Below are 20061 nucleotides of genomic sequence, written 5' to 3' on the forward strand. Positions count from 1 at the left end.
GCGAGCCGTCCGGTCTCACCCCCAATTTCCAATGCTGATAAGGGACTCGCTTCTTGGTGTCTCGCTCAACAGTCGCGGAACGTCATGTCCGCGACCATCTGGATAAGGCGTCCGCTGTCGATGGGTTTGGACAGGTAATCATTGCATCCTGCTTCAAGGCACTCGTTCATGTCGCCCTGCATCGCGTCCGCGGTCAGTGCGATGATGGGACCTTTGTAGCCGAGCATCCGCAAGATCTTTGCGGTTTGATAGCCATCGAGATTGGGCATCTGCATGTCGAGCAGGATTAGATCGGGACAGGTTTCTTTGCCGAGGTGCGCTTTCATGTGGTCGACGGCGACCTGTCCGTCTTCGCATTCGTCAACCGTCGCACCCGCCTTATTAAGCAGCCGTTTGCTCAAGAAGCGAATGTCGCGGCGATCATCGACGATGAGAACGTGGCACCGAAGTACCACCGAGGCCGAGGCACTTGGATGTTTGGCATCAAGGGTTGATGTCGAGGAGTAGTTGATCAGTTCGATGTCGTCTTGATCTCCGGCATCGACGGTCAGCGTGAATGTGCTGCCGACTCCTTCCGTACTGACGAGCGAAATCTCGCCTCCGAGCATCTCTGCCAAACGCTTGCTGATCGCGAGGCCCAAACCGGTGCCGCCAAATTGTCGGCTGACCGTTGAGTCTCCCTGCGAGAACGGTTTGAAGAGTCGGTCCTGTTGTTCCTGACTCATTCCGATGCCGGTATCCGCGATATCGAAATGCATGTAGCCGTGATTCGTTGTCGGCGATCCGTCGGGTGAAGAACATTCCGAGACGGATTGCTTCGGTACAGCGGTTTCGTACCGCACGCGAATTTTGACGTGACCTTTGCGGGTGAACTTGATCGCGTTGCCGACTAAGTTGATGAGAATCTGCTTAAGCCGTTTCGCATCAGATTCGATCAGTTTGGGCAATTTGCCTTCATACTCGACTTCGAGAGCGAGCCCTCCTTCATTCGCTCGAACCGCCATCACGCTGCGAACGTCTTCGATAAGTCTCGCCGGTTGGAAGCGTTCACATTCGACGTCCAATTTGCCGGCTTCGATTTTTGACAGGTCAAGGATGTCGTTGATGATGTCGAGTAGGTAGTCGCCGTTTCGGCGGATCGTTTGGAGATGCCGGATCGCTTCGGGGTCATCGATCATGTCGCTGATCAAATCGGCGTATCCGAGGATGGCGGTCATCGGCGTGCGGATCTCATGCGACATGTTTGCGACGAAGGCACTCTTGGATTGATTGGCGGCGACAGCGGCCCGTTCGCTTTCACGCAAACGCTCGGCGGTTAGATGCTCATCGGTGGAATCCCAGTTGAGCCCATACAAACTGACGACTTCGCCTTGTTTGTTCCTGACGACTTCGCCGACACCGACCATCCAACGAATCTCTCCGTCAGGGCGTATGATTCGGAATTCGTGTTCGTAGACTGCTTCGCCGAGCGTCGCTTTTTGCCACACGAGTTTCAGTTCTTCGACATCTTCGGGATGCACGTTCTGGAAGAAGAGTTCAGACGATGCCGGCTGATCACTCGGAAGGCCGAGCATCTCGTAAACTTCTTCGGTCCAAATGCTGCCGGTGGGTGACCACTCCCATGCAGCCATGTTGCCTGACTTCAACGCCAGACGCAGACGTTCTTCGCCCTGCCTCAGTCTTTCAGCGGTGAGTTTTTGGTCGGTGATGTCCCAGTTCACCCCGACCAGCCGCGTTGGTTGTCCGTCGCGGCCCGGGAACAGAGTTCCACATGCGGCGAGCCACCGCAGTTCACCATCAGGACGAATGATGCGAAATTCGACTTTGTAGTCGGTGTTTTCGGTCGCGTCTTTCGGCCTCGCGGCTTTGAATACGTGGAGGTCGTCCGGGTGGATCAGGTCAAAGAGCGTCTTGCCTGTCCGTGGTGCGTTCTTGTCGATGCCGATGACCTCGCACCATTGATCATCCCAGTGTGCGACGTCTGTATCGGGTTGCCATTCGAATGCACCCATCTGGGCGGCTTCCATCGCCAGCGATAATCGTTGGCGGCTTTCATCAAGTTCGGTTTGGAACTGCACTTCTTGCGTGACGTCCCGAGCGACCAAGGTTCCTCGGACGGGAACGGGAGGTGACACGGAGTAATCAAAGAAGACTCGCTTGCGGATGTCGAGCCAGCGAATGTCGCCGTTGGGCAATACGATCCGATGGCGATCGGAGATTTCTCCATCGTTGATCGAGTCGAGGTTCTGTTGGATCGATGAAACGACCTTTTCCCGGTCTTCGGGATGGAACCGGGCATGAAGTTCATCACGAGTTACGGTGAGCGGTTCGTCTCCAAACCCGTAGAGACGGGCGGCTTCGCGAGAAAGTTCGACTCGTTTGGTCGCGTAATCGACTTCGGCGAGTCCCAACGCAGCCACGTCAATTCCGAGTTGTAGTTTCCGCTGTGATTCCACTACCGCGGCTTCGGCTTCTTTGCGATCAAGGATGTCAACGGCAGAGGGAATCAGGTGGGTGACGTTTCCACTTTCGTCGATGACGGGATTGAGCATGAAGTCGAGTACTCGTCGTTGGTCGCCGGAGACGCGGTATCTCATGTCGCAGCGAATCGATTCACCGCCCGCGGCGCGTTCGATCAGGTGTTTCAGTTCGGACTGGAGGGCCGGATCAAAATTCCACCAGTACGTATCCCAGAACTTTTGTCCGATCAGTTCTTCGCGTTCGAGACTGGCTGAACGCAACGCGGGGGCGTTGGCTTCGAGCAGGGTTCCGTCCGGCGAGAGCACGCCGATGAATCCGACGGTGTTGTCAATCACTCGTCGGAGTTGTGCTTCGCGATCCGCCAATTCCAATTGGATCTGTTTGCGATCGGTGATATCGGAAACCACACCGAAAAAATCTTCGACATCCCCAGTCCTGCTGAGTGCGGTTTGGCCGCGTCCGTGCAACCAACGACGTTCGCCGTTGGGCAAGTTGATGATGTACTCTTCGTCAAAAATACCTTTGTTGGCGATCGCATCTTCTATGGCTTTGGCAACGCGGTCGCGATGTGACTCATCGATACGGTTCATGATCGATTCGAGGTCGGCCGCTTCGTCACTACCGAATCCAAGCAGATTTTTAAGCCCCTCTTCGACAATCACCTCGTTGGTGTGCATGTTCCAACTCCACGGCGCCACCTTGCTGAACGTCATCGAGAGCTCAAGCCTCGCTTTTGCCAACGCAAGTTGTCTTTCGGCGGCATGGCGGGCTCCGATATCGACACCGGAGGGAATCAGATATTCGACTTCTCCGTTGTCGTCAAATACGGGAGCGATCATGAAATCGATGTAAACGCCGTCGTCATCTTCAGCAAAGAGGGACACGTCGAATCGAACCGTTTCGCCGGCAAAGGCACGATCCATGGCGTCACGGATTGTCCGTTCGACTTCCGAAGAATAGGTCCACCAAGGTGTTTTTGCGAAGTGTTTGCCAACGACCTGTTCACGCGAGGTGTTAGCAATCTCGAGAGATCGGTCGTCGATTTCGACGAGAAGACCGCTGCGGTCGATCAGGCCCACCAGGCCGAGTTGGTGGTTGATGACTCGTCGCAGATGGGATTCACGAGTGGAGAGATCCAATTCATGACGTTTGCGTTCCGTGATGTCGGTACACATGCCGACCCAGCGTTTGACGGATCCGTTTGCGTCTCTTTGCGGCAATGCACGCGAGTGAGCCCAACGATAAGCATCGCTGTTTTGGTGCCAAATTCGGTATTCACACGAAAAGGGGGTTTGCTGTTTTACGGTTGATAACCAAGTCTGGATCGTCCGTTCGCGGTCGTCTTCATGGATGGCGTTGAGCCAACCTTCACCCAGCCACTCGTCAATCGATTGGCCTGTAAAGGCTCGCCAAGATGGTGAGTCTTCGGTGACCTTGCCTTCGGCGTCGGTGACCCACACGATTTGTGACGACGCGTCGACGAGGAGTTGGAAGAGTTCTTTGCTTTCGCGAAGTTGGGTGACGTCGGTGAAGGTGACCACAACACCTTCTTCGGACCCGGTGTGCGATCGATACGGCAGCACGCGTCGGATATAAGACCTGCCTGAATGAGCGTCGACGGTGTCTTCGGTCGCTTCGCCTTTGCGAATCTGTGACGGATCCGGTAGCGGCGGCATGTTAGCGGCGTTCGGGACGAACATCTCGAGAGGCCGACCGATGTCCGTCGCAATGAGGTCGTATAGGTCTGCGATAGCCGGTGTGAAATTGCGGATTCTCAACTCATCGTCGAGAAAGACAGTCGCAATTTGCGTGCTCCGCAGCAGGTTCTCAAGGTCGTCGTGGGCGCGAGCAATCGCGTCGCTGCTCGCTCGGATTTCCTCTTTGGAGGTTTCGAGTTCTTCGTTGGCCGATTGCAGTTCCTCGTTGATCGAGAGCAATTCTTGATTGGAAGATTTCAGCTCTTCGTTGGCCGCTTCGATATCTTGCAGCGTCTTGTCGAGGTCTTCTCGCGTCGTTTCGAGTTCCCACTCGAGTTGCGTGACGAGCGATTCTTGGTCGTGTGTTGCCTGGTTCGCGTCAGTCGATTCCGCGGAGTTTTCCCGTTGGAAGGGGTTTCCAACATCTTGAAAGACAACCAGGTACAGAGCTTCGTCTTCGCCGAGTCGCGGCATTGGTTGAACGGTGATCATTACCCGCTGGGTCAATTCTCCGACCCGGATCGACATGTTTTCGTGTTCGACACGACGTCGAGTCCTTTTGGCTTCTGCGATAGCCGCCCGCAGTCCGATCCTCAATCCTCGAGCGGTCATTTTGACGATGTTGTTTTGATAGTCGCCGCCGCTGACAGTCAGGTAACGTTCCATGTTCGCCGACGCATTGAGAATCTGGCCTGACTCGTTAATCACGACACTCTTGGGAGCGAATTCATCGAGTGTGATGCGTTGTCGGATTTCGGTAAGATCGGTATCGCGATCGTGGGAAACATCTTGTGCGTTGTCTTTGCTGGTGGAGTGACGCGGGATTCGGTGTTGATTCGAGCCGCGAGACGCGATCGCGGTACCTTTGCGTTGAGAAATGCGATGTCGAACATCGAGGGAGCGGAACAGGTCACCGTGAGAAAGGATCTTTTCGCTGGGACCGAGGAAAAGATATCCCGCAGGGCGCAGTGCGTAGTGGAAGAGTGGAATCAGTTTGTTCTGAAGGTGAGCCCCGAGGTAGATCATCAGGTTGCGGCATGAAATCAGGTCCAGTCTGGAGAACGGCGGATCGCTGATCAGGTTGTGCACTGAAAAGAGAACCGATTCGCGAACCATTTTTTTGATCTGATAATGCTTGCCGCGGTTGGTGAAGAAACGTTTGAGCCGCTCGCGGCTGACCTGTTCTTCGATACCGATCGGGTAGGTACCCGCGCGGGCGATTTGTAAGGCATGCTCGTCGATGTCGGTCGCAAAGATTTGTAACTGACACGTTGACTCCAACTCCGCCATCACTTCGTGGCAGAGGATTGCCAGCGAGTATGCTTCTTGGCCGGTTGCACATCCGGCGACCCAAATTCGAACGCAGTCCTCCGACGAGCGATTTTCGAACAATTTGGGTAGCACGAGTTCTCGCAATGAGTCGAACGCCGATTCATCGCGAAAGAACGCGGTCACACCGATCAAAAGTTCACGAAACAGCTGACGGACTTCGTCTTCCTGTCGCTGAAGAAGTGCCACGTAGTCGTCAACGTTCGGAACTTTGAGGACCTGCATCCGACGTTGAATGCGGCGGATGAGAGAATTGGGCTTGTAGTGTTGGAAATTGTGTTGTGTGACTTGGGAGAGTCGTTCGGCGATGGCGGGAATGGCTTCTTTGATTTCGCCACGCCGTTGTTTATCGGTTTGCAGAGCTTCGATCGACCGCAGGTGTTGCACGTAGTTCTGCAATTCCACCGCGATCTCACGTGGTGGCAACACGTGATCGGCAACGCCCGTGGTGGCGGCGCTTCGCGGCATCGAATCGAACCGGGCGGATGCGGGATCTTGGGCAAAGGTGATTCCGCCGTGGTCGCTGATTGACTTCAGACCGAGCGTTCCGTCGCTTCCGGATCCTGAGAGGATGACTCCGATGCCGTATTCGTCTTGATCCTCGGCGACCGAGTGGAAGAAATGATCGATCGGAGTGCGATTGCGTTGTGCCTCATCTTGTTGCGTGACGCTGACAAATCCGTTCTTGAGTGCCAATAGTGCTTGGGGTGGGCAAACATAGACGGTTGCGGGCTTGAGCTTGCGGCGACCGTTGACTTCAACCACTTCCATGTCAGTCGATCGGTTCAACGATTCAGGTAGCAACGACTGGCTGCTCGAATCGAGGTGTTGCACAAACACGATTGCCATGTCGGGAGCGTCGCCAAGTCCGCTGAGCAGATCCTGAAAAGAATCGAGTCCACCTGCGGATGCGCCTACCGCGACGACGAAGAGTGTTTGTGATTTCGAGGTTGCAGAATGGGGCATGTTCTACTTCGGATGGACTTTTCCAACAGCGTGACGATGCTGCGATCGGGGCGTTACTGGATCGATGTGAGTGTGTTCACGCTGTCATATTTGTATCGGGGCTTTCCGAAACAGCGAGTTTGAGACACGACAGAGTCGAATTCGGTGAATGGCATGTCGTGTCAGGTCACGTGGACTCAGCTCTCCCTCGTTTCATCTTCGATTGTCTCTCGCAGTGTTCGGATGCGTTGCTTACGAAGTTCGATCAGATCTTCCAAAGGAATCTGTTGTGTGTAATTGGCGACCATGCCGACAAGTTGCATGTGGTCGATCGGTTTCGAAAGGTAGTCATCACAACCGCCATTAAGGCATCGATCGCGGTCGCCTTTCATCGCGTCCGCAGTCAGGGCAATGATCGGCGATTGAATACCCGCCGATCGTAATTGTGCCGTCGCGTCGAGTCCGTCGACGTTCGGCATTTGCATGTCCATTACGATCAGATCGAATGGTTGCCCGGATTCGCGAGCGGCGAGAGTCGCGTCGATGCCCTGTTGACCGTCTTCGGCGGTCGCCACGATAGCACCCGCCTTTTCCAGGAAATGCTGGCTGATGTGACGAACATCACGGCGGTCGTCGACGATCAACACGCGGCACGATAACTTCGGCGTAGTCATCGGAGGTGCGTCGGGCTCACCTTGTCGGACCACGAGGCTTGGTTTGACCAATTGGATATCGTCGAACGAGGCGAGCGGCAGTCGCACAAAGAAGGTGGACCCTTTCGCCGGTTCGCTCTTAAGGTCCATTTCGCCGTCCATCATCTGCACGAGACGTTGGCTGATCGCGAGGCCGAGACCGCTGCCACCGTATTGACGCGTCACAGACGAGTCGCCTTGTGAAAACGGTTTAAACAACCGTTCCTGCTGCTCGCGCGTCATGCCGATGCCGGTGTCTTCGATAGCGAACTCGATGACTGGAGGTTTGACGCCTTCGAGGAATTTGACTTTCAGTCGAACCTCGCCTTCATCGGTGAACTTGATCGCGTTGCCGATCAGGTTGATGAGCACTTGACGCAAACGTGTCGGGTCGGTCTCAATCGTTTCCGGGACGAGGCCTTCGAAGACAACGTCGAATTTGACTTTCTTTTCCTCCGCCCGGACCGCCATCAAGGACTGAATGTCAGCGACGAGCTGAGGTAGCGGCGTGGATTCGACGTTCACATCGAGTTTGCCGGCTTCGATGCGTGACAGGTCGAGGATGTCGTTGATCAGTTCGAGCAGGTGTTCGCCGTTGCGCTTCATGATCAAGACGCAGTTGCGGTTGTCAGGATCTTGCAAATGGCCCAACAGCACGTCGGCGTATCCAAGGATCGCCGCCATGGGGGTGCGAATTTCATGACTCATGTTGGCGAGGAATTCGCTCTTGGACTGACTCGCCGCGAGTGCCAACTGTTCCGATTCACGCAGGCGTGTCTCCTGTTCTTTGCGGGAGGTGATGTCTTGCACGATCGCGCTCACGGCGGTGACCGCGGTGCCCTGGTCTCCTTCGGTGGCCAACGGATAGTAGCTCGCCAACCAGGTGCGTTGACTCGGACTGTTTGGCGTGCCGTCGACGATCTCCACGTTTGTCACCGGTTTGGCGGTCCGGAATACCTGATCGTAGTACGGTTTGATCTGGTCTTGAAAACCGTTGAGGAATTCATCGGCGCGGCGACCGATGTGGTCTTCCCGTGGCACCCCGTTGATCCGCGCGAGGGTGTCGTTGATGCGAAGAAATCGGTACTCACGATCGATCAGCGACATCCCGACGGGTGCGGACTGGTAGATCAGTTCGAGTTCGCGTTTCTGTTTGACCAATTCGGTGCGGGCAATTCCTAAATTGACTTCGGCTTGGTGTTGCTCCTCGATGTCACTGATCGTCCCAACCCATTCGAGCACACTGCCATCGGTGTCGAAGACCGGCACCGCTTCGGCAACGAACTGCCGGAATGCTTTGTCGACGTGACTCCAAATCCGTCCGGTCGATTGATATTTGGTCAACGTCGTCGATGCTTGATTCCACTTTCGAAGCAATTCGTCGCGGTCCTCTTCGTGAATCACGTTGACCCAACCGAAGTCTCTGAGTTCATTCCACGTTTGTCCGGTGTAGCGTTCCCACGACGCTTGGGGAGTAATGAATCGCCCCTCAGGATTTGCCGTCCAAACGATGCTTCTGGTGCCCTCAATCAATGCCTTGTGACGCGCGTTGGCCGCCAGCAATTGCCGCTCAGTCGTGATCCGTTGCTCGACTTCCGTTTCCAAACGCGCGATTGTCGCTGTCAACGAGGGAAGGTTCATAGCGGCAGGAAGGTTCTTGATGATGACGCCGAGGGTCACCCACGATACCGCCGCCGTCAAAAATTTGGCGAGCCCACCGACGCGGTAGATCGGATGCCAAAAGATCACCGCATCGATCATGTGCGTGCACCCGCACGCGACAATGAAGGTGGCGAACAGGTAGATGATTCGTGGCAGAATGATGTCTTTTCGCTTGCGAGCGAAATAGATCAGCGAGAGCGGAATCCCGAAATACGCGGCGCCGATCGCGAAGTCCGAGAGGATGTGGAGCCAACCGAGGAAGTCTGACCAGTTCCCGCAGTACCAGCGAGGAGGGAAGTCCGACGTGTCAAAAAACTTAATGATGAAATCATGCATCAGGCTTGCACCTCACGCTCTGCGATCGCGTCGGCGCGGAATCGTTCGAGCTGCTGTTGTTCGTAATAGCGATAGCCGGTAATGGGATTTCGCTTCGGAACCAAACGACCCGATTTGTCCCAATTGCGGAGCGTTTCCTTCGAGACACCGAGGTATTCGGCGGCGATTCCGACGCGAACCAGTCCCTCGAAAGACGCGGCTTTTTTGACGTTCGTCATCTCATTTTCTCTCAGGGAAACCTTACAAACTTCCAAGCGACATCCAATTGAACGCCGTGGCATGCCAGGGTCAATAAGATGCCACAGTGTCATGCTCGGTATCGCCGAAATTCCCGTCTTTTTCAGTCTTGAGACAATGTTTTGATGGAGACGCGGCGGTCTTGCGCGAGCGTCGGAGAGTGGGAGGATGGGCGGCTGGGATCCGGACTGGACGGTGAGTTGGGAGGTGGGAGTTGGGAGTTGGGAGGTTTCCACATTTGCGGAGTGGCCGATTCTGTTAGTGCCTTCGATCCTGAACCTACGGGCTGCCCGCTTCTGGCTTCTCCGGCGCTCAATTCTGTTCTCTGCGAAATTTGCACGTTTCCAAGATTGAGTGGCTGTCTGATATATTCAGACGCACTTTGCTCCGGATATTGGCATCCCAATTGCGTCTTCCCGGTGGCCAAGAGTGATCGCTTTCCTATCCACAAAGCTTGTCGCGAGAACGGATCTCGCGCGGTACCGCCCCTCGTGTACGGAGACAACTTCGATGGTCATGACAATTCCGGATCACTCGCAGACGCATCGTTTTCCAAATCTCGGGGTTGTGATCCGCGTCGATTGGAAACATGACGGTGTACCGTGTATTGATGTCCAAGCTCCACAGGGGCTTTTGGAAAACGGGTTTGATGCCGAGCGATTCCCGTCTGCCGCGGAACCGCAACTGACCGAAAAAGAAAGGTCACGACGACGTCACCACATTTGCAATCAAATGCATATCGCATCGATGTCACTTGACCTGCTCCAGCAAACGGTTGATGCGTGCGAGCGTGATGACGTCGAACAAACGCTCGAAATCGCCCTCGACTCGATCGGTGAACTCGAGAGTCTCGCGGCACGTGGCTAGATCAAAGCCCCGCCGCATTCCATCGGGGGTTCTCGCCCGGCTTTATGCGAATCTTCTAACGCATCGCGAACGGTCTAGCCACGACCACGTTGGGCGGTGACCGACCAGGTTCTGCGTTGTCGTATGCTTGCAAGCCGGATTTCACGTTGCGGCACGCCCTTTGCGTTTCCTTCTTCGCGGTGTGATGACGCTCATCACGCAGAGCAACCAGTACATCAACGGAGAATGAAAATGAGTTTGGAAACGAAAACGAATCTAAATGAAACGACTGTCAATAAACTTCAGAAACTGATCCGCGCGAACATCGACTCCTACAACGGGTTTCATGAGTCGGCCGAAGAGTTGAATGATGAGACGTTGGCGTCGCTGTTTCGTAGCATCGGTGACGAACGCTCGGCAATGGCCACCGAGTTGCAGCAGCATGTTGAGTTCAACGGCGAAGAGGCTGAGGACGATGGCAGCGTCGCTGCGAAGACCCACCGGATCTGGATCAATATCCGCGGCAAGCTGAACGGTGGTGATCCACATGTCATTTTGATTGAGGCCGAACGAGGCGAAGACCACATCAAGGAAGCCTACGAAGACGTGTTGAAGGACACCGCCGGAAGCGCGATGAACGACGTGTTGTCGGCGCAGTACGCGAAGGTGAAAGCCGGACACGACAAAATCCGTGATCTCCGTGACGCCTACGCCAAGAAGTAGGCGAGATGGCTTCGCGAGTGCTTCGTCTGGTCTGAACTTAGAGGTTGCCTGAACCGGAGGGCTCGCCCCCTGCCGCTAAGAGGCTTAGCGGAACGGCGCAAGCCGTCCGGTCCCGCACCGAGTTTTCATTCTGAGTAAGCATTCGTTCGGTGCCGCGCGTTGCTTAGCGGAACGTTGCGAGTCGTCCGGTATCTCGCTGGTTGTAAACGCCAAATATCGATGGGCTCGCACCCTTCCGCGAGGACGCCTGCCGGTGCCAATTCAAGCAGCACGATAACGGTGCTGCTTCTCGAACAAGCTTCACCTGAAACCCTCAATACTCGTCTGGACGTCCCATGTACACAATCCTTCTGATCATCTTAATCCTCCTTCTGCTCGGAGTCGTCCCGGCATGGCCTCACAGTCGCAGTTGGGGGTACGGTCCGAGCGGTTTATTGACAGTAATCGTGGTGATCCTGGTGGTCTTGTTGCTGATGGGACGGCTGTAGGCCGACAGTCCCTTCCTCATTTAAGGTTAAAGAGATGATGTCTTTCGTATCGTTGAACCGTCACGTTCTCGCCGTTTTTATGTTGGCTGTCGGGTTAACCTTCGCGGGTTGTGAGAACAAAGAAACGATCCTCGAAATCGACACTCCCGATGGCGGCGTCGAGGTGGAACGGGATCGGGATACTGGTGCCGTATCAGTGGATGTGGACGAATAAACGCCATGTGGGCGTTAGTCGTTCAATCTTGCTCCAGGCGATGAACCGAGTGTTCGTCGCCTTTTTTGTTGGGCCACCGGAAGCCAAGTCGAAACGACCGCTAAATGGAACGTTTCGTGGAGATCGTGTTCGTTGCATCGTTGGTCGTGTTGATTCTGTTTGGCTTGGTCCGAGAGTTGCAACTAGGTGCTACTGCCTCCCGACGTGGGAGCAGTCTTTTCTTACTACAGGGAGATGACCATGAATTGGGATCAAATCCAAGGCAAATGGAAGCAAGCCAAAGGGCAAGCGAAACAGAAATGGGGCGATCTGACGAACGATGACTTAGACGTCGTCGACGGCAAACGAGACGTGCTCGTCGGCAAGGTCCAAGAGCGTTATGGACTCGCTCGCGAGGAAGCCGAGCGTCAAGTATCGGAGTTTGAAAGCTCCTGCAGTTGCTAGTGCGTTATCTAACCTGAAAACCTGGGTTGCTCGAACCGGAGGGCTCGCGCCCTGCCGCTAAAAAGCTTGGGTTGCTCGAACCGGAGGGCTTGCGCCCTGCCGCTAAGACGCCTGGGTTGATCGAACTGGAGGGCCTCACCCTACCGCCGAAAAGCGTAGTGGAACGGCGTGATCCATTCGGTCTCACCCCTGTTTTCAATGCTGATAAAGCACTGGATCCCTTTGGTCATTCGAACACTACCTAAACACCGATAACACCAGGCGGTTGTCACGCCGCCGGGGTCTCTCTTTTCCCACCTTCCCCACACCGGAGAAAAATGATGAAACGTGCTTTCCACACACTAATTGGTTCTGCTGCACTGGCCTGCTTGTGCATCGGCCCTGTTATTGCTCAAGAACCGACCACCGACGAGAGATACGAAGCCAACAAGCCTGCGATTCAAAACAACGCGGGTAAATTGGATTCGAAAACTCGAGGAGCAACCATTCGAGTGAGCCAGTTGATGGGGCTCAATATTCAAAACTCACAAGGCGAGAGTGTCGGTGAAATCAACGACATCGTCTTGGACGCTCGCACCGGCAAGGTCCGATACGCGGCCGTCACCTACGGCGGTTTCCTCGGCGTTGGCAACAAGATGTTTGCGGTGCCGTTCGAAGCCTTCAAGGTTCAAGTCGATCCCGATGAAGTCGGTGACGACGACATCGATTCGGACGACTACGTGATGGTGCTCGACGTGACTCAGCAACAGCTCGAAGGTCAGCAAGGGTTTGACGAAGAGAATTGGCCGGACATGGCCGACCGCCAATGGGCCGCTGACCTCAACAAACGCTACGGTGTCAACCAGGACCGCGATTCCGATAGGCAAAGGATGCGTGCTAACCGAGACCGCGTCAATGACGATCAGTAGTCACCTTGAATCGCGTTAGCTGGAAGTGTCACTTTCACGTAGCTCGGTCTCCCCGAGACCGAGAAGCGGGTAATGCCTGCTTTCGGAGCCTCAGAGAGGCTCCGCTACGTAAGATGCGAACACTCCAATGCGTGTGCTAGTAAGTTCTGCTGTCCAGTTAGGCGGATCGTGATTTTTGTGAGGCGAGGAGGGTGGGCTCCGCGAATTTCGTGTGTAGTCCACCTTCTTTCGTCTACCTAGACAGATAGAGGCCCGTCTGAGACCAGTCCAAGTAAGTGGGCAGGCGCCGCTCAGTATGTCGTCCAATTGGGCGTTCGCGGCGGGTGGTCAACGCGTTTCGCTGGAGAGGCAGGCTTAACGGCCGAGGGAGGAAACAGTATGTCGAATACCTCAGAGGATCGATCGTGCAGCGAAGACTGCCGTGATGCAGGTGTCTTCTCCACTCGAGTTTGCGCCGTGATGTTGGTGCTCTACGGATTGTATTACGCGAGAAGTCTGGCGGTTCCTGTTGTGACCGCCATGGTTGTCTATCTGGTCCTGCGACCGCTCGTGCGTCAAGGGAAACGGATGGGCATTCCCTCAACACTGAGCGCCGTCGGCATTATCGCTGGGCTCGTGCTAACGCTCTCTGTGGCGATGTATGTGGTGATCCAGCCCGCTCAGCAAACGATCGCTGACGCGCCTCATCATGTCGCCGTCGTGAAAGAAAAGCTGTCATTCCTTACCGAGCGGCTCAACGCGGTGAGCGAAGCGACTGAAGATTTGGCGGAGTCGAGTGATGATGAAACAGACCCCCGGCAGACAGATGACAAGGAAGCCGATCCGGTTCCGGTAGAAATCAAGCAACCGACCTGGATCAGTAGCGTGAGTTACTTGAGCGGAACCGGCAATGTTGTATCGTTCATGACGATTTGTGGAGCGTTGTTGTATTTCTTGCTCGCGACGGGAGACAACCTGTTGCGCAGCATCATGCATGCGTTGCCTGACTTCACGGCACGGCGACGTTTGGTGGAAGTGATCGAGAACGTGCAAGAAGGTTTAGGAAGCTATCTCGCTAAAATCACGTCGATTAATGCTTGTCTGGGCGTGGCCGTCGGGATCGCGATGTGGTTGCTCGGAATGCCCACACCGCCGTTGTGGGGCGCGATGGCGTTCGCGTTTAATTTCATCCCCATCCTGGGTGCGTTGGTGGGCGGCAGCATTCTGTTTCTCGTTGCACTCGTGAGCTTCGAGCCGATTTATTACGCATTCGTGGTATCAGCAGTTTTCTTCACTCTGACTTCGCTGGAAGGACAGTTCATCACACCTGGGATTCTCGGACGCTCCATGCAGATGAGCCCCGTGCTCGTTTTCCTATCCATCGTACTTTGGGGATGGATGTGGGGATTCATGGGAGTGTTTTTGTCCGTCCCCATCTTGATTGCCGCACGCATGGCCTGTGAAGGCTATGACGGTTTGCAGCCCCTCGCATTCATTCTCGGCGCGGACGTTCCCACGCCTAGCGTGCCTGACGATTCGGAGTTGGATTCTACGGAATCAACAGAGTCCAGTCGGCACGTACCCAAACCTTACCTTGAACAGGAAAGTGACAGTCAATGCCTCACGTCAATCCCTTAAACGCTAACGAAGCTCCTGAAAAATCAAAGCCGTTGTTGGACGCGATCGAAAAGAAGTTCGGACAGTCGCTGAACTTGTTCAGTACGCTCGCGCATCAGCCGGATGTCCTCGGCGGGGTGACCCAGCTCAATGACGGTGTGCACGCGGACTTGCCGGCAAAGTACCGAGAGCTGGCGTACTACAAAGCCTCGCAGCTGAACTCGTGTGATTACTGTTCCCACTATCACCGACAAGCCGCCGAGAACGCGGGTTTGACTCAGGCCCAGTTGGATTCAATGAACCCAGACGCCGCCGACTTGTTCGACGACCATGAGAAGGCGGTGCTAAAGTACGCCCAGCAGTTGACGCAAGAAGCAGACGTTGACGATGAAACAGTGGCCGCGGTGAAAGCGTTCCTGGACGACAGGCAACTGGTCACACTCGCGGCCACGGTTGCGTTGGCGAATTTCACCAACCGCGTGAACCACGGCCTTGGAATTGAACTGCCATAGCGAATCAATCCGAGCTTTTGCAGTGTGGGGGCGTTGTGAGATTTCTTCACGCGGCAACTCGACGCATACAACGGGAGGACACCAATGAAAGAACAACACTTCGATTTGATCGTGCTGGGAAGTGGGCCCGCTGGTTCAACGGTGGCTACCAAAGCCGTCGAGGACGGCAAGTCCGTTGCGATAGTTGAGTCCCGCGAATACGGTGGAACTTGCGCGCTCCGCGGTTGCAATCCTAAAAAGGTATACGCGAATGCGGGGACTCTGATCGATCAAGTCCGGCGGGCGGAAGGCAAATTAGTTGTCGGCTCGGAGAGCATCCGAATTGATTGGGAAAATTTGCTTCGGTTCAAGCAAGAGTTCACGCAACCGGTGAAAGAAGAACGCGAGTCGTCATTTCAGTCCGACGGAATTGCGACTTTTCATGGGAATGCGACATTTACCGGTCCCAATAGGCTATCCACGGGCAGTGAATTACTGTCGGCGTCGCGAATTGTGATTGCGACTGGGGCCACGCCTACCAAGATTGATGTCCCTGGTAGTCAGCATATCCGTACAAGCGACGAGTTTCTCGAACTCGCGAAGCTTCCCAAGCATGTTGTGTTCATCGGCGGTGGCTACATTTCGATGGAGTTCGCGCACGTTGTTGCTCGGTGCGGCAGTGACGTAACGATTGTCGAACGTGATGGCTCGGTATTGTCTGGTTTTGATCCAGACTTGGTAGAGCAGTTGACCCAATACTCACGGCGCCGTGGAATCCAATTTCGTTTCGACGCCACCATGACTGCGATCGAATCGGATGCAGGGGGATCGTACCGGGTGCAGTTTGAAGAAGGCGAGCCGATCGAATGTGGGCTCATCGTGCACGGCGCCGGACGCGTCCCGAATATTAATAGTCTCGATCTTCAGACGGGTGGGATCGCGTTCGACAAAGACGGCATCACTGTCGACAAGACGCTTCGTAGTACGACTAACGAGCACGTTTTTGCCGCGGGTGATTGTGCGGCGAGCGGTGTTCCCCGTTTGACACCAACGGCGAACGAAGAGGCCCGCATCCTCGTGAAAAATTTGTTTTCCGACCAGCCGGAATCAATCCCAGACTATGGGCCGATCCCCAAAGTTGCGTTCACAACACCCGCGATCGCTGCGGTCGGACTTTCGGAGAAAGATGCTGCGAAGTCATTCGATATCGAAGTGCGTACTGAAGACAGTTCGTCCTGGGGAAGCGTCCGTAAGACCGGAGATGTCGTGGCAGGCTACAAAATTCTTGTCGACAAGCAGACCGATCAAGTCGTTGGCGCCCATCTGCTTGGCCCGGGGGCCGAGGAGACGATCAATCTCTTTGCGTTAGCAATGAAATTCGAGCTGAGTGCGACGGACATCAAATCGACATTGTTTGCGTTTCCGACCTATTCCTCGGATGTGCGAAGGATGTTGTGATCCATGATGGCGGGGGACGTCGATTGTTTTAAGGCAATTTTAGCGGAACGGCGCAAGTCGTCCGGTCTCGCGTTAACGGACGGCGTACGTCGTTCCGCTACGTTTGCAATCCCGCAGTGATCAAATCGACGTCCCGTGCGCTTGATTCGTATTGCTGCGACGCCAGATAGCCTGACGAGCCGATCCGGTGAATGACCTGTGCAGTCGCATTTGTTGAGGAAGAGCGGAAGCCTACTGCGCGACGGGCTCGCTATCGATGCTGTCGTCGACGTCTTCAGCGGCACGATCGATCGTTTGGGCTGCACTATCGACGGCTTCCTTTGATTTCTCGACGATCACGGATGTGTCTTGTCGGACTTTGTCGGTGTCGACCTGGATCGTCGGATCACCGTTTGGAGAGCTGAAGCGAATCCAACCGACGACGACAAGAACTAGCACGATTACGGCGATCACGATGATGGCACGCATGTTGTCACCTCTTTCTGTATTTGGCTTTTAAGGACGTTGGGCGACCAAAGTGATCCGCCCCACGGGTGGATGCTGTCGCAATTCGCATGCCGCCGGAAAAGTTGCGGTACAGCTTTTGCTATCTCGTTACCGGCTCACGAGCGTGTTTGCTCAAACACCAGAATTGTGGCCTCAAGTGAACTTCCTTCTTTCAACAGCCGGTTTGCGAAACATGGATATTCCACAAATCATTCCCAAAGCGTCGCCCGACGTTGGAGACATGGGGCAGACGTACCTTGCAAAAGGAAAACACGTCGCGATGCGTCGCTGGGAGGAATCGCCCAGCGGATTCGGTGATGAACATACCCGTGATTATGAAACGGTCGGTTACTTGGTCAGCGGCGTGCTCGAACTCGATATGTGTGGCGAGCGTGCGCAATTGGCAGCGGGTGACTCGTGGTTGATTCCACAAGGCGCCGCTCATCGTTATCGCGTCGTGGAACCGATTGTGGCGATCGAAGCGACGTCGCCCCCGGCACGATTTGCGGGGCGTGACCAGCCCGTCTGAGCCGCGTCATTACTTGGTTTTGGCCGCGAAATACGCGGCCGGTTTAAATTCGTTGGTCGAGCGTCGACCGTTACTTAAGCAATGTATGAAACAAACTAAATCCGATTTGGCGATCATCGCGGCAGTCGCTCAACTACTCGCTGTGGTTCTCACTGTCGCCGCTCTGTTTTTCGCCCGCGATGTGTTCATTCCACTCGCGTTGGGTTTGTTGTTGTCTTTTTTGCTCAGCCCGATTGTCAGTCGGGTGCAACGCCTTGGTGTTCCCAACATCGCAGCGGTGATCGCGACCGCGTTGATCGCATTCATCTTTTTGGCCGGTGGAATCACGCTACTTGGTCGGGAACTGACCGCTCTGGTTGGTGATCTTCCAAAGCACAAGGGCGAGCTTGTCGAAAAGGCCAGGAGTTTGGCGGGGCTGACGACTGGCGTCGGTGGGACACTCAATGAGTTAGCGGACGAAGTGACCGAGGCGATGGAAGGAAGGGCACTCTCGGAAGAACCTGTTGCCGAAACGGGTCCCGAAGCGTCTCCGACTGTGTTGCAGCGGTGGACGGACAAAGTCTTCCCGCCCGAGAAGTCCGCGTCGGATCAATTACCGAATGATGGATCGACGCCGAAGTCGCCGCTATACATCGTGCCGGTCCAAGATGATCTGCCGCTCGCTTCGTGGGCGAGTACCGCCGGGACTGTCTTGAGTCCGCTCGCGACGGCAGGCCTCGTCACGGTGTTCGCACTTTTTATGTTGATTCACCGAGAGGATTTGCGTGACCGAATCATCGCCGTGATCAGTCATGGCGACTACGTGACGACCACGGAGGCGCTCGACGAAGTCGCGAGCCGGATTAGTCGCTATCTCGTCGCTCAAACGATCATCAACACGTCGTACGGCGTCGTCATGGCCGCAGGCCTCACGATCATCGGGATGACGATGACAGAAGACGGCGTCTTTCCCAACGCAATCTTGTGGGGTGTGCTGGCGACATGCTTACGGTTCGTTCCGTATATCGGACCCACCGCGGCAGCCATTTTTCCACTCGCAATCGCGCTTTCGGTTTTTCCAGGTTATGGAGTCTTTGTGGCGGCGTTGCTCCTAATTGTTCTGATGGAACTGATCAGCAACAACGTTGTCGAGCCATGGTTGTATGGAACGAGTACGGGGATATCGGCGGTGGCGGTGATTGTCGCCGCCGTATTTTGGGGATGGTTGTGGGGGCCGGTCGGTTTGCTGCTCTCGACACCCCTGACGGTTTGCCTTGTCGTTTTAGGTAGGCATGTGCCTCGCTTCCGCATGATGGCGACGTTGTTCGGAGAGGAAGTCGACATCCGTCCGTCGTTGCGATTTTACCAGCGGTTGCTCGTTGGCGATCAACATGCCGCGACCGAGTTGTTGCACGCCCACTTGGCCGAAACGAATTACAACCAGACCTGTGACGAGGTGCTCGTTCCCGCACTCAAACGAATTCGCAAGGATCATAACGCCGATCGGTTGTCCGACGCAGATGCCAATCGTTTGTTCGCGCTGGCGGGCGGTCTGATTGCCGAGTTCCATCAACGGCAACGACCAGACGAGAACGAAGTCGAGCAAACCGATTCTGATGCGGTCGAGGAAACCTTGCCGCACGTCATCGGCTGCGTTTCGCATCACTTCAGTGAATCGCTGATCTTGAACATACTCCGTCACGGCGGAAACGGTGTCTACGACCTGAACTCCGTCGACGATGAGGGGCTACCGCAAGACGCGGCAAAACAAATAGTGAAAAGCGCTCCCGCGGTTGTGGTCATCGTAGTCCTGCCGACCGGTGGTACGCCGCAGGCAAGTTTTCTCTGTCGATGCATTCGCAGCGAAGGCTACCGCGGGCCGATCGTGATTTCGTGTCTCGGGAAATTCAAGAACTTCGACAGCCTCTTCGTCAGGCTACGAAAAGCGGGCGCGACCAGCGTCACGACATCCTACTCACAAACACGCTCCAAACTCGAGTCTTTGGTGAATCGTCACGACCCCATCGCCCGCATCCGGCAACCGGTTCTGGCCTGAGAAGAGCAACCGAACCATTGCCGACAAAAACTTTTCCACCGGCGTCGAATGACACGGCGACATCTCCTCTTTCAGAGCCTGACATGCCTACTCTCCTTGTAGTCGACGACCATGATGACATCCGCGAGATGATGACGTTGCAATTGCAGCGTCGCGGCTTCGCGGTGGTGCCAGCACGTAACGGCATGGAAGCTGTGCTCGCGGCTGCGAACATCGTCCCAGCGCTGATCTTGATGGACGTCAATATGCCGGAACTCGATGGGTTAGAGGCGACCATGCAGATTCATCAAGCCAATCAAGAGAATCGTATCCCCATCATCGCGCTGACGGCCTACGCGTTACCGGGTGACAAAGCACGAGCGCTCGCGGCTGGGTGCGACGCGTTTCATCCCAAACCAATCGACTTTGAAAAGTTAATTGAACAAATCAATGAGTTGATCGGAACCCCGTCCGAAACCTGAATT

The 20061-nt window shown here is 55.2% G+C and carries 16 protein-coding genes; 12 read left to right on the forward strand and 4 right to left on the reverse strand.

The window, feature by feature from the left end; genetic code table 11:
• Positions 1 to 65: 65 nt before the first annotated feature.
• The 3 genes from NB063_RS03410 to NB063_RS03420 form a co-directional block, all read right to left on the reverse strand.
• Positions 66 to 6473, reverse strand: a complete 6408-nt coding sequence (locus tag NB063_RS03410) for a PAS domain-containing protein (protein ID WP_250927337.1) — start codon at positions 6471 to 6473, stop codon at positions 66 to 68.
• Between the two features lie 176 nt (positions 6474 to 6649).
• Positions 6650 to 9142 carry a PAS domain-containing hybrid sensor histidine kinase/response regulator gene (locus tag NB063_RS03415; RefSeq protein ID WP_250927338.1) on the reverse strand — a complete coding sequence of 831 codons (2493 nt, stop codon included), beginning with the start codon at positions 9140 to 9142 and terminating at the stop codon, positions 6650 to 6652.
• On the reverse strand, positions 9142 to 9360 hold the full coding sequence (locus NB063_RS03420; protein WP_250927339.1) for a MerR family transcriptional regulator: 219 nt from the start codon (positions 9358 to 9360) through the stop codon (positions 9142 to 9144). Before NB063_RS03420 ends, NB063_RS03415 begins: the two co-directional genes overlap by 1 nt.
• Positions 9361 to 9889: 529 nt before the next feature.
• On the opposite strand from NB063_RS03420, the gene NB063_RS03425 reads away from it, so the two are divergent.
• The 9 genes from NB063_RS03425 to NB063_RS03465 all read left to right on the forward strand — a co-directional run bounded on the left by NB063_RS03425 (position 9890) and on the right by NB063_RS03465 (position 16547).
• Entirely contained in the window at positions 9890 to 10246 is a 357-nt protein-coding gene (locus NB063_RS03425) for a hypothetical protein (protein WP_250927340.1), read from the forward strand.
• A 231-nt stretch (positions 10247 to 10477) separates the two neighbouring features.
• Entirely contained in the window at positions 10478 to 10948 is a 471-nt protein-coding gene (locus NB063_RS03430) for a PA2169 family four-helix-bundle protein (protein ID WP_250927341.1), read from the forward strand.
• A 335-nt stretch (positions 10949 to 11283) separates the two neighbouring features.
• Positions 11284 to 11436, forward strand: a complete 153-nt coding sequence (locus NB063_RS03435) for a DUF3309 family protein (protein ID WP_250927342.1) — start codon at positions 11284 to 11286, stop codon at positions 11434 to 11436.
• A gap of 34 nt (positions 11437 to 11470) precedes the next feature.
• On the forward strand, positions 11471 to 11650 hold the full coding sequence (locus NB063_RS03440; protein WP_250927343.1) for a hypothetical protein: 180 nt from the start codon (positions 11471 to 11473) through the stop codon (positions 11648 to 11650).
• A 240-nt stretch (positions 11651 to 11890) separates the two neighbouring features.
• Positions 11891 to 12094: a CsbD family protein gene (locus NB063_RS03445; RefSeq protein ID WP_250927344.1), complete on the forward strand. Its 204-nt coding sequence runs from the start codon at positions 11891 to 11893 to the stop codon at positions 12092 to 12094.
• Between the two features lie 320 nt (positions 12095 to 12414).
• Positions 12415 to 13002 carry a PRC-barrel domain-containing protein gene (locus NB063_RS03450; protein ID WP_250927345.1) on the forward strand — a complete coding sequence of 196 codons (588 nt, stop codon included), beginning with the start codon at positions 12415 to 12417 and terminating at the stop codon, positions 13000 to 13002.
• A gap of 378 nt (positions 13003 to 13380) precedes the next feature.
• Positions 13381 to 14619: an AI-2E family transporter gene (locus NB063_RS03455; RefSeq protein ID WP_250927346.1), complete on the forward strand. Its 1239-nt coding sequence runs from the start codon at positions 13381 to 13383 to the stop codon at positions 14617 to 14619.
• Positions 14598 to 15110 carry a carboxymuconolactone decarboxylase family protein gene (locus NB063_RS03460; RefSeq protein ID WP_250927347.1) on the forward strand — a complete coding sequence of 171 codons (513 nt, stop codon included), beginning with the start codon at positions 14598 to 14600 and terminating at the stop codon, positions 15108 to 15110. Before NB063_RS03455 ends, NB063_RS03460 begins: the two co-directional genes overlap by 22 nt.
• 84 nt (positions 15111 to 15194) lie before the next feature.
• On the forward strand, positions 15195 to 16547 hold the full coding sequence (locus tag NB063_RS03465) for a dihydrolipoyl dehydrogenase family protein (protein ID WP_250927348.1): 1353 nt from the start codon (positions 15195 to 15197) through the stop codon (positions 16545 to 16547).
• A 231-nt stretch (positions 16548 to 16778) separates the two neighbouring features.
• On the opposite strand, the gene NB063_RS03470 is transcribed toward NB063_RS03465, so the two are convergent.
• Positions 16779 to 17015, reverse strand: coding sequence for a hypothetical protein (locus tag NB063_RS03470; RefSeq protein ID WP_250927349.1), 237 nt, complete (start codon positions 17013 to 17015; stop codon positions 16779 to 16781).
• A gap of 211 nt (positions 17016 to 17226) precedes the next feature.
• Between NB063_RS03470 and NB063_RS03475 the strand changes: the two genes are divergently transcribed.
• From NB063_RS03475 to NB063_RS03485, 3 genes are all read left to right on the forward strand, one after another.
• Entirely contained in the window at positions 17227 to 17562 is a 336-nt protein-coding gene (locus NB063_RS03475; RefSeq protein WP_250927350.1) for a cupin domain-containing protein, read from the forward strand.
• 85 nt (positions 17563 to 17647) lie between these two features.
• Positions 17648 to 19597: an AI-2E family transporter gene (locus tag NB063_RS03480; protein ID WP_250927351.1), complete on the forward strand. Its 1950-nt coding sequence runs from the start codon at positions 17648 to 17650 to the stop codon at positions 19595 to 19597.
• Positions 19598 to 19680: 83 nt separating this feature from the next.
• Entirely contained in the window at positions 19681 to 20058 is a 378-nt protein-coding gene (locus NB063_RS03485) for a response regulator (protein ID WP_250927352.1), read from the forward strand.
• Positions 20059 to 20061: the final 3 nt, after the last annotated feature.

Source organism: Aporhodopirellula aestuarii (assembly GCF_023701485.1).
Classification (GTDB): Bacteria; Planctomycetota; Planctomycetia; order Pirellulales; family Pirellulaceae; genus Rhodopirellula; species Rhodopirellula aestuarii.